Annotated in this window: 15 protein-coding genes; 8 read left to right on the forward strand and 7 right to left on the reverse strand. The window is 62.1% G+C overall.

Translation table 11 applies throughout. The annotated features are described in order from the left end of the window. Position 1: 1 nt before the first annotated feature. From AC0L16_RS17985 to AC0L16_RS17995, 3 genes are all read right to left on the reverse strand, one after another. Positions 2-670 (reverse strand): DUF1007 family protein, encoded by a 669-nt coding sequence (locus AC0L16_RS17985; protein WP_473622290.1) that lies wholly within the window; start codon positions 668-670, stop codon positions 2-4. An 85-nt stretch (positions 671-755) separates the two neighbouring features. Continuing rightward, positions 756-1,655 carry a LysR family transcriptional regulator gene (locus AC0L16_RS17990; RefSeq protein WP_473622292.1) on the reverse strand — a complete coding sequence of 300 codons (900 nt, stop codon included), beginning with the start codon at positions 1,653-1,655 and terminating at the stop codon, positions 756-758. Position 1,656: 1 nt separating this feature from the next. Then, positions 1,657-2,856, reverse strand: coding sequence for an amidase (locus AC0L16_RS17995; protein ID WP_473622293.1), 1,200 nt, complete (start codon positions 2,854-2,856; stop codon positions 1,657-1,659). A 545-nt stretch (positions 2,857-3,401) separates the two neighbouring features. Between AC0L16_RS17995 and odc2 the strand changes: the two genes are divergently transcribed. Together odc2 and AC0L16_RS18005 are read left to right on the forward strand one after the other, a co-directional pair. Continuing rightward, on the forward strand, positions 3,402-4,535 hold the full coding sequence (gene odc2 / locus AC0L16_RS18000) for an ornithine/lysine decarboxylase (RefSeq protein ID WP_473622294.1): 1,134 nt from the start codon (positions 3,402-3,404) through the stop codon (positions 4,533-4,535). Between the two features lie 269 nt (positions 4,536-4,804). Next, positions 4,805-5,368, forward strand: coding sequence for a GNAT family N-acetyltransferase (locus AC0L16_RS18005; RefSeq protein ID WP_473622327.1), 564 nt, complete (start codon positions 4,805-4,807; stop codon positions 5,366-5,368). A 60-nt stretch (positions 5,369-5,428) separates the two neighbouring features. Here AC0L16_RS18005 and AC0L16_RS18010 read toward each other — a convergent pair whose 3' ends face one another. Then, a complete protein-coding gene (locus AC0L16_RS18010; protein WP_091594836.1) occupies positions 5,429-5,713 on the reverse strand; it encodes an SCP2 sterol-binding domain-containing protein in 285 nt (94 codons plus the stop codon). Between the two features lie 386 nt (positions 5,714-6,099). On the opposite strand from AC0L16_RS18010, the gene AC0L16_RS18015 reads away from it, so the two are divergent. Continuing rightward, positions 6,100-7,521, forward strand: coding sequence for a coiled-coil domain-containing protein (locus AC0L16_RS18015; RefSeq protein ID WP_473622328.1), 1,422 nt, complete (start codon positions 6,100-6,102; stop codon positions 7,519-7,521). Positions 7,522-7,725: 204 nt separating this feature from the next. On the opposite strand, the gene AC0L16_RS18020 is transcribed toward AC0L16_RS18015, so the two are convergent. Both AC0L16_RS18020 and AC0L16_RS18025 read right to left on the reverse strand, forming a co-directional pair. Then, complete coding sequence (locus tag AC0L16_RS18020) at positions 7,726-8,592, reverse strand: alpha/beta fold hydrolase (RefSeq protein WP_473622295.1); 867 nt, start codon at positions 8,590-8,592, stop codon at positions 7,726-7,728. After that, positions 8,589-9,191 (reverse strand): TetR/AcrR family transcriptional regulator, encoded by a 603-nt coding sequence (locus AC0L16_RS18025; protein WP_473622296.1) that lies wholly within the window; start codon positions 9,189-9,191, stop codon positions 8,589-8,591. The genes AC0L16_RS18020 and AC0L16_RS18025 overlap by 4 nt, the downstream gene beginning before the upstream one ends. A gap of 126 nt (positions 9,192-9,317) precedes the next feature. On the opposite strand from AC0L16_RS18025, the gene AC0L16_RS18030 reads away from it, so the two are divergent. Beyond that, entirely contained in the window at positions 9,318-10,319 is a 1,002-nt protein-coding gene (locus AC0L16_RS18030; protein ID WP_473622297.1) for an NADP-dependent oxidoreductase, read from the forward strand. 75 nt (positions 10,320-10,394) lie between these two features. Here AC0L16_RS18030 and AC0L16_RS18035 read toward each other — a convergent pair whose 3' ends face one another. Then, a complete protein-coding gene (locus tag AC0L16_RS18035; RefSeq protein ID WP_473622298.1) occupies positions 10,395-12,038 on the reverse strand; it encodes an MFS transporter in 1,644 nt (547 codons plus the stop codon). A 449-nt stretch (positions 12,039-12,487) separates the two neighbouring features. On the opposite strand from AC0L16_RS18035, the gene AC0L16_RS18040 reads away from it, so the two are divergent. The 4 genes from AC0L16_RS18040 to AC0L16_RS18055 are packed head-to-tail and all read left to right on the forward strand — an operon-like array spanning position 12,488 to position 14,532. Beyond that, positions 12,488-12,829, forward strand: a complete 342-nt coding sequence (locus AC0L16_RS18040) for an ArsR/SmtB family transcription factor (RefSeq protein WP_473622329.1) — start codon at positions 12,488-12,490, stop codon at positions 12,827-12,829. Continuing rightward, positions 12,826-13,752 (forward strand): SRPBCC family protein, encoded by a 927-nt coding sequence (locus AC0L16_RS18045; protein ID WP_473622300.1) that lies wholly within the window; start codon positions 12,826-12,828, stop codon positions 13,750-13,752. The genes AC0L16_RS18040 and AC0L16_RS18045 overlap by 4 nt, the downstream gene beginning before the upstream one ends. A 55-nt stretch (positions 13,753-13,807) precedes the next feature. Further along, positions 13,808-13,942 (forward strand): hypothetical protein, encoded by a 135-nt coding sequence (locus tag AC0L16_RS18050; RefSeq protein ID WP_473622301.1) that lies wholly within the window; start codon positions 13,808-13,810, stop codon positions 13,940-13,942. Between the two features lie 41 nt (positions 13,943-13,983). Continuing rightward, the gene (locus tag AC0L16_RS18055; protein WP_473622302.1) at positions 13,984-14,532 is read left to right on the forward strand and encodes a dihydrofolate reductase family protein; all 549 of its coding nucleotides are present in this window, start codon (positions 13,984-13,986) and stop codon (positions 14,530-14,532) included. Positions 14,533-14,602 lie beyond the last annotated feature (70 nt).

Below are 14,602 nucleotides of genomic sequence, written 5' to 3' on the forward strand. Positions count from 1 at the left end.
ATTATCCTTTTGGCTGACAGTTCAGTTCAAGCTTGGTCGCAAAGATCTTGCTCATATCGGTGCCTGTCGGATCATTGAAGAAGGCGTCCGTCAGGGTCTTCTGGTTCGCGGCGAGCGCCTCGTCGGGGTTCGGACGAACGACCTTGCTCGTGCAGGTCGACGGCAAGCCGGCGACCTGCAGATTGGCATCCTCGGTGAAGTCGATCGCCGTGTAGAAGGTCGGATCATAGACGCCGATATCGATCTTGCCGGCCAGCATGGTCGGCGCCTTAGGTTCGGATTCGAACAGGATAATGAGCTGGTCGTTGTCGAAATTCGCCATCAGCTGCGGCGGCGGGCTCATCGCCTCATCCTTGCCGTCGACGGTGACGAGCTGGAAGTAATTGAACTCCGCCAGTGAAGCATGAACGGTATCGGCGACTTCCTTCAGCTCCTTGTCATCGAGCTTCAGGTCGGAATTCTTGTCGAACTCCATCATCACCGTGCTCGAAAACAAATCGTCGAAGCGCCAGACATGGCGCAAGGCCTTCACACTTTGGTGATCCGGGCTGAGGATCACTTCGAGGCGAGCCTCGGCGAATACGTGGGGATGCACGTGGGCTGGCCCGACCGTGGCAAATGTCGCCGCCATGGCCGAAGCCATCATGATTGCTTGACGCTTGGGATGCATTCTGGGTCATTATTCCATCGACTTGGGTGACTGTCGAGAGTTACCAGAAAGCGGGCGAAAATGGGACCCCGCGGCGGCTAAAAGCTCATGCATTGTCGATCGTCTTGAACCACTGCACCAGGAAATCGACAAAGACGCGAACTTTCGCAGGCAAATAGCGTCGGTGCGGATAGACGGCGAAAATGCCGCCACCCGGCAGGATGCGGTCATCCAGCGCGGGCACCAGCCGGCCACTTTCGATATCGGGCGCGGCGATGAAATCCGGCAGGATGGAAAATCCCAATCCCGCCACGGCGGCGGCTCTTGCGGCCATCGGGCTGTTGACCTCGATTGGACCGGAGACCGAAACGGTTATCGTGTCGCCGCTGTCGCCCTTGAACGGCCAGTTGGTCAGCCAGCGGCCATTGGTGTCGATGATGCAGGGCATGCGGCCAAGGTCCTGCGGCCGCACCGGCATGCCGTGCTTGGCGATCAGTTCGGGAGATGCGCAGAGCCGCACCGAAAACGGCGCCAGGCGCCTGGCGATCAGCGAGGAGCTTTCCAGCCGCGAAATGCGCACGGCGAGATCGAAACCTTCCTCGACCAGATCGACGAAGCGGTCGTCGAGATGTATGTCGAGCACGATGTCGGGATGCTGCTTGGCGAAGTCGATCAGCGATAGGCCGATCGGCGCATCGGCAAAGGTGCGCGGCGCCGACAGCTTGATCCTGCCGCGCACGTCGCCGGAGGATTCGCGCACCGCATCGGCCAGGCTGTCGACCTCGCGGACGATTTCCGAGGCGCGGCGGTAATAGGTGTGGCCGGCCTCGGTGAGCGAGAACTGCCGGGTGGTGCGGTTAAGCAGCAGCGCGCCGAGCTCGTCCTCCAGCTCGCGGACATATTTCGACAGCAGCGCCTTGGAGCGGCCGATCTTTCGCGCCGCTGCCGAAAATCCTTCGGCCTCGACGACGTCGATGAAGGCGCGCATGCGGGTCAGCGTATCCATGTCATGCGCTCCTTTGGTCGGCTGAAAGAATGCGCGCGGCAAGCGCCATCATCTGCCGGTCGCTGTTTTTCGGTCCGAGCAGTGAGAGGCCGAACGGGGCGCCGTCAACCAGGCCTAGCGGCAGGCTGATCTGCGGAAAGCCGGACAGGCCGGAAAGACACAACAGTTTTAGCGCGCGTTCGCGATAGGTCTGCAAATCGTCGAACGAGGCGGCCTTGAGCGGGGCGGCACCTGGAGCGGTCGGCAGCACAAGAACACCGTCCTCGCCAAGCAGGCCGGCAAGCTCAAGGCGAAGTGAAACGCGACGTTCCGTTTCAAATTGCGCGGTTGCCGCGTCGATGGTTGCGCCATGCTCGAAGCGCTGCTTGGCGCCGGGGCCGAGCATCCGATCGCCGCCGGCGATCCAGGCACCATGATTTTGCCAGGCCTCGTACCCCTGCAGCTTGCGGAAGCACCAATAGAGGTCGACGGTGGAATGCGACAGCGGGGCAACGGTGCGCGGCGCGCCCAGCACCGATGCGACAGTGCGGACCATGGCGCGATACTCGTCGGCTTCCTGCGGGCCGAGCACGAGCCCGTCCAGCGCATCCAGGGCGAGGGGACGCTGCAATTCGTGGTTGTGCCGATCGTCGCCGAGCAGCACTGCGCCGACCTTTTCGTAGGTGGCCATGTCCCTGGCGAACCAGCCGAAAATGTCCAGTGAAGGGGCCAGCGGCATGGCGCCTTCGAGCGAGATGCGGCCATGCGTGGTCCTCAGGCCGATCAGCCCGCAAAAGCTTGCCGGGGCGCGGATCGAGCCGCCGGTGTCGGATCCGATAGCAGTGTCGGCCAGCCCGCCGGCGACCGCGGCGGCGGAACCGGAGGACGAGCCGCCGGTGACGCGATCAGGTGCTGCCGGATTGACCGGCGACGGGAAATGCGCGTTCAGCCCCATCAGCGAGAAGGCCAGTTCGTCGGTCTGCGTCTTGCCGACGAAGCGCGCGCCCGAATCAAGCAGCGCCTGGACGGCCGGCGCCGTCGCCGAGGCGGGTGAAGCCTCCTGGTATTTTTGCGGATTGCCGCAGCCGGTGCGGTAGCCGGCGACGTCGTAAATATCCTTGACGGCCAGCCGCAGGCCGGCAAGCGGGCCGGATTGAGCATTGGATACAGGGATACCGTCGAGGTCGAGAAAAGCGTTCAGAGGGCCGCGAGTGCCTGCCATGCGTTCGATATCCGGATACAGTTGTTGCAACATTGTTCGACGCCAGGATTTTTACAACCTGGCGTGCGATTTTTATTGATTGTGAAATCCATCGACCTTATATCGCGCTTGCCCAAAGTCGCACGTGCCTGTGGGTGTCCGCCGATCCTCAAAATGGTGAGGGATATCGGTAAGGTAACTGGAGCTAACCCCTCCAGTCGGTTTAGCGGCCAACCGCCAGACCGAGGACACCTTGAAGCAACGACGGTGCGGGCCTTTCTGGTGTTCTGCCGGTCGTCCAAAGACCGGGGTTACTGAAGAGGCACACCTTCATTGCCGGCAGTGCGGAACGGGTTCTCCCAATCCAAGCCAAGGCAGACAAAGCGAACCGAGGCCGGGCAAGGCCAAGGTTCACCGCCGCGAGACGGCGCTTCATGGTTCCGGGGTCTCCACCGGCTGGTTCCATGGATCGACGTCCCGCCTTTGTCCACCGCGTGTTCGCGAGGTCGATGACCCGCGTCCCGCAGCCTTTGTGCGCGCCGAAAGGCGCTGATGGAGAGACCCCGATGGCTACCCAGCGCATCCTTGACTTCCTCGCCACCCGACGTCCGAACGGTCCATGCCTCGTCGTCGATCTCGATGTCGTGCGCGACAATTTCCGCGCCTTCGAGAAGGCGCTTCCCGATTCGAAAATCTACTATGCGGTGAAAGCAAATCCGGCGCCGGAAATCCTGCGCCTGCTTGCTGCGATGGGCTCGTCCTTCGACACCGCTTCCGTTGCCGAAGTCGAGATGGCGATGGACGCCGGCGCGCCGGCGGACCGCCTCTCCTTCGGCAACACCATCAAGAAGGAGCGCGACATCCAGCGCGCCTATCAGCTCGGCATCCGGCTGTTCGCGGTGGACTGCGTCGAGGAGGTCGAGAAGATCGCCCGCGTTGCACCCGGCGCCCGTGTGTTCTGCCGCGTGCTGACCGACGGCGAAGGCGCCGAATGGCCGCTGTCGCGCAAGTTCGGCTGCGTGCCGGCGATGGCGGTCGACGTGCTGCGCCATGCGAGGGCGCTCGGGCTCGACGCCTATGGCGTGTCGTTCCATGTCGGCTCGCAGCAGACCGACCTGACTGCCTGGGACCGCGCGCTCGGCGATGCCAAAAAGGTGTTCGCTACGCTCGCCGAGGAAGGCATTTTGCTCAAGATGGTCAATATGGGCGGCGGTTTCCCGACCCGTTACCTCAGGGATGTGCCGGTGGCGCAGGCCTATGGCCAGGCGATCTTCTCGGCGCTGCGCAAGCATTTCGGCAACGCGATTCCCGAGACCATCATCGAACCGGGCCGCGGCATGGTCGGCAATGCCGGCGTCATCAAGTCGGAAGTCGTGCTGATCTCGAAGAAGGCCGACAACGACAATGTGCGCTGGGTGTTCCTCGACATCGGCAAGTTCGGCGGTCTCGCCGAGACGATGGACGAGGCGATCCGCTACCCGATCGTCACCGCGCATGACGGCACCGAGACCGCGCCGTGCGTGCTCGCCGGCCCGACCTGCGATTCGGCCGACGTGATGTACGAGAAGACGCCGTATCCGCTGCCCCTGTCGCTGACCATCGGCGACGAGGTGCTGATCGAGGGCACCGGCGCCTACACGACGACCTACGCCTCGGTCGCCTTCAACGGCTTCGAGCCTCTCCGATCCTACGTGATCTGACGGCTCGCAAGAGCCGGTCAGATCATCCGAGGTGGGCGCCTGTCGCCCCGCCCGGGCTCGCCTGTGGAACAATCCGCTCGTGAAGGATCGCGGAAATGGAAATTGTGGATTTCATCGTTGAGGGCGCTGCGCGCGGAATCTCCCCCCTTGAGGGGGAGATGGCCACGAAGCGGCCAGAGGGGGTCGTCTCGCGTGAAGCGCCGACGTCCTTCGCTCACGACAGGGTGTCGCGTCAGGACGTGCCGACCCCCTCTGTCGCCTTTGGCGACATCTCCCCCGCGAGGGGGGAGATTGCTGGCGCTTTCGTCATCACCGCCGAAACCGCTGCCGACGTCCCGGCGCGCGAAGCCTTGCTCGATCGCGCGATGGGGCCGAAGCGCCGGAAGAAATCATCGGAAAAGCTGCGGCGCGGCCGCCGGCCTTCGGAAGGGCTGGCCTTTGTCGCACGCGACGCGTCGGGCGCTGTCACCGGCACTGTGCGGCTCTGGGATGTCGTGCTGGACGAGGGCGGTAGGTCGGCGCTTCTGCTTGGCCCGCTCGCCGTCGATCCGACAATCAAGAATGCCGGCATCGGCTCGGCGCTGATGCGCCATGCAATCGCCGAAGCCGCGCGCCTCGGCCATGCTGCGATCCTGCTGGTCGGCGATGCGCCCTATTACGAGCGCTTTGGGTTTTCGGCCGAAAAAACCGGCTCGCTGGCCATGCCGGGCCCGTATGAGCGGCACCGCCTGCTGGCGCTGGAACTGGTGGAAGGCGTGCTCGCCGGCGCGCAGGGCACGCTGAAGGCGGCTGGGCGCAAGCTGAAGGCACAGCGGCTGCCGCTGGCAGCCTGACGGATCGGAAACAAGCCGCTGCCATCGGGCGGCGGCTTGTTCCATCCGGATTGGAGTGGATCAGCCGATCAGCTGGCTCAGCGCCATGGCGACGCTCATGTCGCCTTCGACCTTTATCTTGCCCGACATGAACGCCATGGTGGGGTTGAGATCGCCCGATATCAGCGATTCCAGATCGTCGAGCGAAAGCTTTATCGTGCAGTCGGCCGGCGCGTCGGTGGTCGATACAGCAGCGCCGTCGATGACGATGACGCCGTCGTCACCGGTATCGAATTTCACGGAACGATCGAACCCGGCACTCGCCACGCGCGCGCTGATCTTGTCGGCAATTTCCTGAACGCCCATGGCCGTTCTCCTCGTCTCGTTGCGTTTGTCGCACCCATTGGCACTTCGGTCTGGGGCACTTCGGCCTGGGGCACTTTGATCCGGCCGAAGTCGCCGTCTTGCGCATTTCGCGATCAAGGCCGCCGGCGCATATAGCTTCGGGTTGACGTTTACGTCAACGCGGTTCCCGATATGATGATGGGTTTTATCGCCGCAGTGAAGCTGCGCTGTCCACGCTGGCAGTTACACGGTCTGCATCATTCAAACAGACGAGGACAGTGGCCAGGCCTGTCCCTAGCGTGGGCTCGCCTCATGCGCCACCGCGCGATCAGGGGGAAGGGGATAACCCGTGTCCGGGAGGCGAGGATCGAGACCCCAGATGGCGTTACAGTAGGGGATGTTCAGTCATGAAAATCAGAAGTCTGATCAAGCGTGCCGAGACGGTGGACAGGGCATTCAAGGAACTCGAAGCCGATTTGGCGGTGGCGTTCGATGAGTGTCTCAACCTGGACGAGCAATCGCCGTTGGACGACGTTCCGGATGAGAATCTCGCGGCAAGGAATGACAACTCTCAGCCCGAGGACGATCCCGACACTCCCGAGATCGCATTACGGCTGACGTCCCATACACAAACCCGCCTGGCTGCGTTAAGTGCCGTTGATGGACTTTTTGACGATGCGCGCGAGTATCTGGAGGAGATCAACACGAAACTGTCGGAGGTCGCGACCTCGCATCATCTCACAAGCGAATTCCTGAAGCTGCTTCACGGGGACATTCTTCGCGCCAACGAATTGGAACTGGCAAATGTCAGTCTGATCACGCAGCAAAGAGTGCTGGCGGAGCAGCTCCACGATGCGACCAAAAAGCAGCGCGAGCGTGAAAGCGCTGTCGCGGCCCTGCAGCAGCGCGAGACAAGCCTGAGCGAGGACAAGGAGGCCCTTCGCGTTGAGTTGGCTGCAGCAAGGCTGGAACTCATCGTGGCAGGCAATGCGAACGCAGAGCGCGAAGCGGAGTTCGGCGACCTCGTCAGAACGCTTTCGGCCAGAACGGCCGAGGCCAACAGATGCGCGCGCGAGAACGAGCTCTTGCGGGAAAAACATGTTTGCCTGTCGATGGACTTCGACAAGGCGCTGAAACGAGAAGCAGAAGCGCGGCACAGGCTGGACGAAATCTCGACGATTCATGCCCATGACGCGGCGCGGCTTTCAGAATTGCTGGCTGCGCTTGGCAAGAGCGAGAAGGAGGAGTTGCGGCTGCAGAAATCGCTCGACATCGCGCAAGCGAAGCTGTCGGAAATGACGGAAGCGGCCCGTATCGTGGAAGGTGACAGGGAGGCCGAGCGTGCACGTGGTTTCACCGAGATCGGCGGCCTGCGTTCTGAAATTTGGAACCTCCAATCGCGGTTGGAGGCTGCCTCTAATGAGAACAGTCAAGCCGCCAGCGTGATCGCCAATCTCAAGGCTCAATGGAGCGACGCTATGGCCGAAAAGCAAATTGCGGAGGAAAGGTTGGCCGTTCTCAGAAAGGAGAACGAAAACGACAAGATGCACCTTTCGACGGTGAGTGCGAATCTTTCGCAGCTTTCCCTGCAGCAGGCATCCGAACAGATACAGCTCGATGTCCAGAGGCAGGAATGCGAGGATCTGCGAGCCGAAGTCGCGTTGCTCGATGCCCGGGTCAAGGAATTGTTGCCCTATGAGCGTCTCCACAAGGTCACAAACGCCAGACCACATGAGAACGGCGTGGTCGAGATCACCGGTGTCGTGGCGGAGAAATCCCGCGCCACGAGCAGGCGGCGCGTCCGTACGAGCCTGCGCGCTGCATCCTGACGCGCGGGTGTCACTTGGCAGTCTTGTTTGCTTGACGGGAACAGACTGAGGGTCCGTTGTCGACGCAACGCAGATTCGGCGAATTGGCTTGCGTGTGCTTACTTCTCAGGGCTTCCCCGATCTAGTGTACGGTGTTGCCCGTCAGGTTAGCGCATGCATCGAAGCGTCATTTGCTCACCAACTCGGCACACCGGCACCGCCTGATTAGGCATCGAGGAAGTCCAGAGCCTTTTCCACGAAGGCGCCGTGATACTGGAAAATGGCCGTATGCCCGCCGTCCTCGTACAGGACCAGCTCGGCATTGGGAAAGCGCCGTGCCAGGTCGACGGAATTGCTGGTGGGCACCATTCTGTCGTGATCGCCATTGACCACGAGGACCGGGTGCCGGATACGCGACAGGTCGGCAGGGCGCTCAAGGCCAAAGGCACGGACTGCCTTGAGCTGCTGTCTGAAAGCGCCGAGCGCGATGGGCTTGTCGCGGTTATAGGTCCGTTCCTTCAGGCGCTGCAGAAACGCTCGCGCCGCCTTCTTGCCGTTCGTGCTTTGGGTGAAGAAGAGGTAGTTCTTTGGGTCCCTGATGGTCAGCGCGGCGCGGATCATGTCGAAGATGGTGACGAACGTCACCTTGTCGATGCCGGTACCCCCGGCTGGGCCGGTTCCCGCGAGGATGATCTTGCGAACCAGATCAGGCTCCAGCTGAACAATCGCCTGGGCGATGAAGCCGCCAAGGGATAGGCCGAGCAGATCGACCTGCTCGAAGCCGAGGGCCTGGATGAAGGCGATCGCGTCGCGGGCCATCACCTCCACCGTGTTGGGAGTGGAGCCACCTGATGCACCAACACCACGGTTATCGAAGGTGATAACTCGCCGTTTTGCGGCAATACCATCGACGACCCGGGGATCCCAGTTGTCGAGAACCGCACTCAGATGGGTCAGAAAGATCACCGGTACCCCTGATGTGGGCCCGAGCTCACGGTAGGCGAATTTCGTACCGCCAACGTCGACCGTTTTCGTAGGCACGTCCCTGTGTTTGACGATTGCGGCAGGTCGCGACAGATGATGCACGTTCATGATGGTTTCCTTTCTTCCGGCTTGCCGTTCTCGTGGGGCTGGAGCAACGCCTTCGCCGCTACCGCGCCAGCCTCGAGAATGCGATCGGACAGTTCGGTTCCGTTCGCCGCGCGGGACAGCTCAAGCGTGCCGATCAGGGTCGCGAAGACGCCGAACGCGACAGCCTCGGGATCGCGGGCGTCGGGCGTCAGTTCGGTCGCCACTACGCGTACGAGCTTGAGCAGATGCTCGGCGTAAACCTGGCGGGTCTCGACCGGCTCACGCGCAATTTCGGGCAGCAGCGCGGCTGAAGCGCAACCTTTGCCTGGATTGTCTCGGTGTTCCGCCGACAGATACGTGTCGATGGCCGTTGACAAGCCACCGGCAGCCAGTGCCTCCTGAATCTGGGTCGCCTGAACCTCCAGGGCGGCCGCCACACTCTCACGCACGAGCGCCGCCTTGGACGGGAAATGGGGATAGAAAGCTCCATTGGTCAGTCCCGCCTCGCCCATGATGCCGGCGAGACCTGATGCAGCGATGCCGTCGGAGCGAAACCGTTCGGTCGCCACGTCCATGATCCGCTGCCGCGATGCTTCCCTCCTGCCTTTCTCGTAGCGCATGTCTTTCTCCTTCGATCAGCTATTGCATTATGATCATATTATCATTAAATGACCATAATGCAATAGGGCGACGCATCGGAGATGTCGATTGGGCGCTCCTGGTCTCCTCAATTTGGGAAAGCTATAATGAAGGCCTTCATCGTCGATCGATATGCAAAGAAAGCTCCCCTACGGCTTGGAGAGGTGCCAGAGCCGGAAGTCGGGCAGAATGACGTGCTGGTGCAGATCCATGCCGCCAGCGTCAATCTGCTGGACTCCAAGATCAGGGATGGAGAGTTCAGAATCATCCTGCCCTATCGCCGGCCCTTCGTTGCAGGCCATGACGTGGCCGGAACGGTCATTCGCGTCGGCTCGAAAGTCCGACAGTTCAAACCGGGCGACCAGGTCTATGCGCGAGCGCGCGACGGTCGGATCGGAGGGTTCGCTGAATACATCGCCATTAATGATGCGGACGTGGCCCTGAAGCCAAAAAACCTCAGCATGGAAGAGGCTGCGTCGGTTCCCCTGGTGGGGCTGACCGCCTGGCAGGCGCTGGTTGAAAGGGCGAAGCTGAAGAAAGGACAGAAGGTCTTCATCCAGGCCGGCTCCGGCGGAGTGGGGACATTCGCCATTCAATTGGCAAAGCACCTCGGCGCAACGGTCGCCACGACAACAAGCGCCTCGAACACGGATATGGTCAGGACGCTGGGCGCCGATGTCATTGTCGACTACAAAAAGGATGACTTCGAGAAAGTGCTTTCGGGCTACGATGTCGTCCTGAACAGTCGGGACAACAAGACCCTTGAAAAGTCCCTGCGTGTGTTGAAGCCAGGTGGCGTCGCCGTTTCGATCTCCGGTCCGCCCGATCCAGGGTTTGCCAGGGAGAAGGGGCTGAGCTGGGTGCTGAACCTGGTCATGCGCGTTTTGAGCTCCGGCATCAGGAGGCGGGCGAAACGCTCAGATGTCCGATATTCGTTCCTATTCATGGCGGCCAATGGCGGGCAGTTGACAAAAATCACGTCGCTCATCGAAACGGGCTTCATCCGCCCGGTCGTAGATCGCGTCTTTCCGCTTGAGCAGACCAATGAGGCGTTGGCCTACATTGAACAGGGCCGGGCCAAGGGCAAGGTTGTCATCAAGGTCAAATAGCTCTGCAATGCTTCAGGCGACCACGGCCGCTTCTAGGTGCAACGTTAGGTTGAGGTGAATTCTGCGCGACATGCATTAATGCTCGATTGGTCCTTTCGGCATGACGATCGCGGTGCCGGCGGTTGTCGGACGCTCGATCATGCGGCGGACGCGCGGCGGTTCGTCGCCGCTGTGCAGCGCCCGCAGGCGCTCGCCGACAACAGCGTCGGCGTGGGTGGCCCGCTTGTTGTGGCGGATGTATTCGAGCCATGTCGGCGTGTGATAGTGCTCGATCCATATTGCGGGATTTTCGAGATCGCGCGCCAGCGTCCAGTTGCGGGCGCCGTCGCGGCGGCGGATGCGGCCGCGCTCGGCCATGGTGGCCAGGAATTCCGGCACGTCCTCCTCGCGGATGATGTACTCGATCATGATGGCGATCGGCCCGCTGCGCAATTTTAGGTCGAGCGCAAGGTGCGGCTCCTTGAAACGGTTCAGCGGATCGAGGTTCAGCACCGCCTGCTGCGGCAAGGGCAGCAACAGGCCGATCGCGCCGCCCGCCAGCATCGTGACGGCGGCCGCGGTCAGCGCGAACTCGGCGCCTTGCGCATCAGCGACAACACCCCAGATCCAGCTGCCGAGCGCGATGCCGCCGAAGGTCGCCGTCTGATAGACCGAGAGCACCCGGCCGACCACCCAGCGCGGCGTCGACATCTGCACCGTGACGTTGAAATGCGCCAGCGCGACCACCCAGCAGGCGCCGCCGATGAGCAGCCCGAGCGACGTTTGCCAGGCCTGATCGCTGACGGCGGCATTGAAGGCGCAGAGCGCAAAGCCGGCGAATGCCATGCGCACCATCGTCTCGCTCGACAGGATCTGCCTCAGCCGGACGCTGATCAGCGCGCCGCCGACGGCGCCGATGCCGAAAGCACCGAGCATGATGCCGTAGGTCAAGGCATCGCCCTTGACGACGTCGCGCGCCACCAGCGGCAGCAGCGCCAGAACCGCGCCGGCGCTGAAGCCGAAGGCCGCACCCCTGACCAGCACCTTGCCGATATTGGGCGACATGGCGACGTAACGCAGGCCGGCACCCATCGCCGCGCCAAGCGTCTCGCGCGGCAGTGTCGAGGCCGGCAATTCCGGTTTCCAGCGGGCCAGCACGATGATCAGCCCGACATAGCTCAATGCATTGGCGGCAAAGGCCGCTGCGGTACCTGCGGCGGCAACGATGATGCCGCCGATCGCCGGGCCGACGCTGCGCGTCAGGTTGAAGCCCAACGAATTGAGCGCGACGGCAGCCGGCAGCTTGGCGCGCGGCACCATGTCGCCGACAGAAGCCTGCCATGACGGGTTGTAGAGCGCCGTGCCGCTGTTGATCAGGAAGGCGAAGGCAAGCAGCGTCCACGGCGTCATCAAGCCAAGATAGGTGAACACGGTCAGCAGAACCGAGACGACCAGCATGAAGATCTGGGCAATCAGCATGACCTTGCGCCGGTTGAAGCTGTCGGCGATGGCCCCGGCAACGAGCGCAAACAGCATGATCGGCAAGGTGGTCGAAGCCTGGACCAGCGCGACCTGATAGGACGAGGTGGCGATCGTGGTCATCATCCAGGCGGCGCCGACGCCCTGGATCAAGCCACCGAAATTCGAAACCAGGCTGGCGGACCATACGGCGCGGAAAATGCCGTGCCGGAACGGCGCCAGCGCCGAGACGCGTTCGCTGTCCGGCTCGTCGTCGATCATGGATGCTTCCCCGACTTCAAATGCTGCGTTTTTCCAGAATCGGTGCCCTCATGCCGTCCTTAGAAGTAGAGCATGACTTCGCAAAGGGCGAACGCCTTTTCAAAGAAGATCATGGTCCAACAATAAGATAGCGGTGGCTGGAACAGGTCAGCGGCCATTTCTGCAGGCCGCGTGAAGCGCTTCGGTGAGGTGTCCGACTTTCCGTCCGCCGCGCCCGCTGCTTTCTGCCGTGAATCCATAAAACGCGAACGGCTGAGATTGGTGGGATGCGGACTGGCGGCTTCAGGATTTTGTCTTCGATTGCAGGCATCGGCCTGTGCGACTTCTCAGCGGACTCGGCAACAGAAGCCGCCAGCTCCAAGAACTCGGCGCGTTGGGCAAAAAAAATACTTAGCGACTTGACGAAGTTTTCGCTTGCGCCGCCGGCAAGTTGGGCGATAGTTAGCGACATGGCTAAGCATGATCCTGCTCTCTCGCTGCTCTTCCGCGCGCTCGCCGATCCGACCCGCCGGTCGATCCTGACCCGGCTCGCCGAAACAGCTGCGCCGGTGACGGATCTGGCTGGGCCGACGGGGCTGCGGCTGCCCACGGTGATGCGGCACCTTTCCGTGCTGGAGGAGGCAGGGTTGATCACCACGTCCAAGGACGGGCGGATACGCACCTGCGCCATCGTGCCCGAGGCTCTGGATCCAGCGCGAACATGGCTCGATGAACAGCGGGCCATCTGGGAAGCCCGGCTCGACCGGTTGGACGCATTTGTGATGAATGTGATGAAGGAGCGCGCAGAATGACACAGAACCTCGCTGCAAACAGTGCGACCCGTACGATGCCCGATGACCGCAAAGGCCGTTTTGCGACGCTAACCTTCGAACGGGACGTGGCCGCGCCATTGGCCGTGCTGTGGGAGGCATGGACGGCCCCGGCCGCGCGGGCGATCTGGGCAGCGCCATCGCCCTCGGTCACTGTGGAGTTTTTGGAGGCCGACACCAGGGTGGGTGGTCGCGAGATCTCGCTCTGCAAGGCAGAGGGTCAGCCGGACATCCGCTGCGAGTGCGGCTGGCTGGCGTTGCAGCCGGGTGTCCACAGCGTGAACTACGAGGTGGTCTCCTCCGGTGGCGTGACGCAATCAGCGGCGCTGGTGACGGCTGAGTTGTCAGGCACGGACAAGCGCAGCCGGCTGGTCGTGACGGTACAGCTTTCGTCGCTGGCGCAGGACATGGAGGCAGGCTATCGAGAAGGCTTCGGTGCCGGCCTGGACAACCTCGCAGGCGCGGCCGAACGAACGATGGTGCTGCAACGGGTGATTCAGGCGCCGCGGTCCATCGTCTGGGGCGCGTGGGTGAACCCTGTAACGCTGCCGCAATGGTGGGGACCGGAAGGCTTCTCCTGTCGAACCAAGAGGATCGACTTGCGAGCGGGCGGCGAGTGGGTATTCGACATGATCGGGCCTGACGGCACGGTTTTCCCGAACCACCATCTCTATGACGAGGTCCGGCCCGAGGAGAGAATCGGCTATACGCTCCATTGGGGCGAGAACGGGCCGAAACATGCCGACGCCTGGGCCTCGTTCGAGGATCAGGACGGGGCAACGAAGGTAACGCTCGGCATGGTATTCAGCACGGCTGCCGAGTTCCAGGAGGCGAAGGGCTTCGGTGCCGTGGAACTGGGACTGCAAACTCTGGGCAAACTGGAACGCTTCGTCGCATCCCGCTGAAACGCTGCGATTTCCCGTCGGGCCGAATCAGGGCTTGTGGACGAGGTCCACATCCATGTCGCGCCCGTCCTCATCGGCGATGGCATCCGCCGATTCACTCAAGAACGGCATGGAGCCGGTCAGGCTGGAGAAGACCGAGGTCTCGGAAACGGGGCAGATCACCAACATGCGCTTCCGCTTCACGGGATAGGCCGAGAAATTCACAAAGGGATACACGAAGAGGAGGGTTCTATGAGAAAACTGATCATATGGGACATGGTGAGCGTCGACGGCTTCTTCGAAGGTCCTGACAGGGACATCAGCTGGTTCGTCTTCGAAGAAGAACTCGAGGACTACATTCGTAAGACCCAGGAAAAGGCCGACACGCTGATCTTCGGCCGGGTGACCTACGAGCTCATGGCGGCCTATTGGCCGTCCGAGCAAGGCTGGATCGCAGATTTCATGAACAAGATCGAGAAGGTGGTCTTTTCGCGCACGCTGAAAAGCGCCGACTGGAACAACACGAAGCTCTTCAACGGCAATGTCGCGGAAGAAGTCGCCAAGCTGAAGACCAGGGACGGCGGAGACATCTTCGTGTTCGGCAGTGCCGACCTCACGGCGACCCTGATGGAACACGGCCTGATCGACGAGTATCATCTCGGGATCAACCCCGTCGTTCTCGGGAGAGGCACGCCGCTCTTCAAGGGCTGCCCGAACCGGATACCCCTGAAGCATCTCAAGACGAAGACGCTCAAGTCAGGTGTTGTCATCCTCCATTACGCGCCGGAGAGCAGAGAATGACGATCGATCCGCTCTTTCCCGTCAACTAGGCTTGTCGAACGGGGAGGACCCGGGGGAAGCGGCGCGCTCC

The organism is Mesorhizobium sp. WSM4848, from assembly GCF_055811375.1.

What these genes read in the sequence shown, in the direction of transcription:
- AC0L16_RS18050 (WP_473622301.1), top strand. Translation starts at nt 13,808, where the DNA reads ATGTCGCGCCCGTCCTCATCGGCGATGGCATCCGCCGATTCACTCAAG.
- AC0L16_RS18035 (WP_473622298.1), bottom strand. Translation starts at nt 12,038, where the DNA reads ATGATCGACGACGAGCCGGACAGCGAACGCGTCTCGGCGCTGGCGCCG.
- AC0L16_RS18025 (WP_473622296.1), bottom strand. Translation starts at nt 9,191, where the DNA reads ATGCGCTACGAGAAAGGCAGGAGGGAAGCATCGCGGCAGCGGATCATG.
- odc2 (WP_473622294.1), top strand. Translation starts at nt 3,402, where the DNA reads ATGGCTACCCAGCGCATCCTTGACTTCCTCGCCACCCGACGTCCGAAC.
- AC0L16_RS18055 (WP_473622302.1), top strand. Translation starts at nt 13,984, where the DNA reads ATGAGAAAACTGATCATATGGGACATGGTGAGCGTCGACGGCTTCTTC.
- AC0L16_RS17990 (WP_473622292.1), bottom strand. Translation starts at nt 1,655, where the DNA reads ATGGATACGCTGACCCGCATGCGCGCCTTCATCGACGTCGTCGAGGCC.
- AC0L16_RS17995 (WP_473622293.1), bottom strand. Translation starts at nt 2,856, where the DNA reads ATGGCAGGCACTCGCGGCCCTCTGAACGCTTTTCTCGACCTCGACGGT.
- AC0L16_RS18020 (WP_473622295.1), bottom strand. Translation starts at nt 8,592, where the DNA reads ATGAACGTGCATCATCTGTCGCGACCTGCCGCAATCGTCAAACACAGG.
- AC0L16_RS18010 (WP_091594836.1), bottom strand. Translation starts at nt 5,713, where the DNA reads ATGGGCGTTCAGGAAATTGCCGACAAGATCAGCGCGCGCGTGGCGAGT.
- AC0L16_RS18045 (WP_473622300.1), top strand. Translation starts at nt 12,826, where the DNA reads ATGACACAGAACCTCGCTGCAAACAGTGCGACCCGTACGATGCCCGAT.
- AC0L16_RS18015 (WP_473622328.1), top strand. Translation starts at nt 6,100, where the DNA reads ATGAAAATCAGAAGTCTGATCAAGCGTGCCGAGACGGTGGACAGGGCA.
- AC0L16_RS17985 (WP_473622290.1), bottom strand. Translation starts at nt 670, where the DNA reads ATGCATCCCAAGCGTCAAGCAATCATGATGGCTTCGGCCATGGCGGCG.
- AC0L16_RS18040 (WP_473622329.1), top strand. Translation starts at nt 12,488, where the DNA reads ATGGCTAAGCATGATCCTGCTCTCTCGCTGCTCTTCCGCGCGCTCGCC.
- AC0L16_RS18030 (WP_473622297.1), top strand. Translation starts at nt 9,318, where the DNA reads ATGAAGGCCTTCATCGTCGATCGATATGCAAAGAAAGCTCCCCTACGG.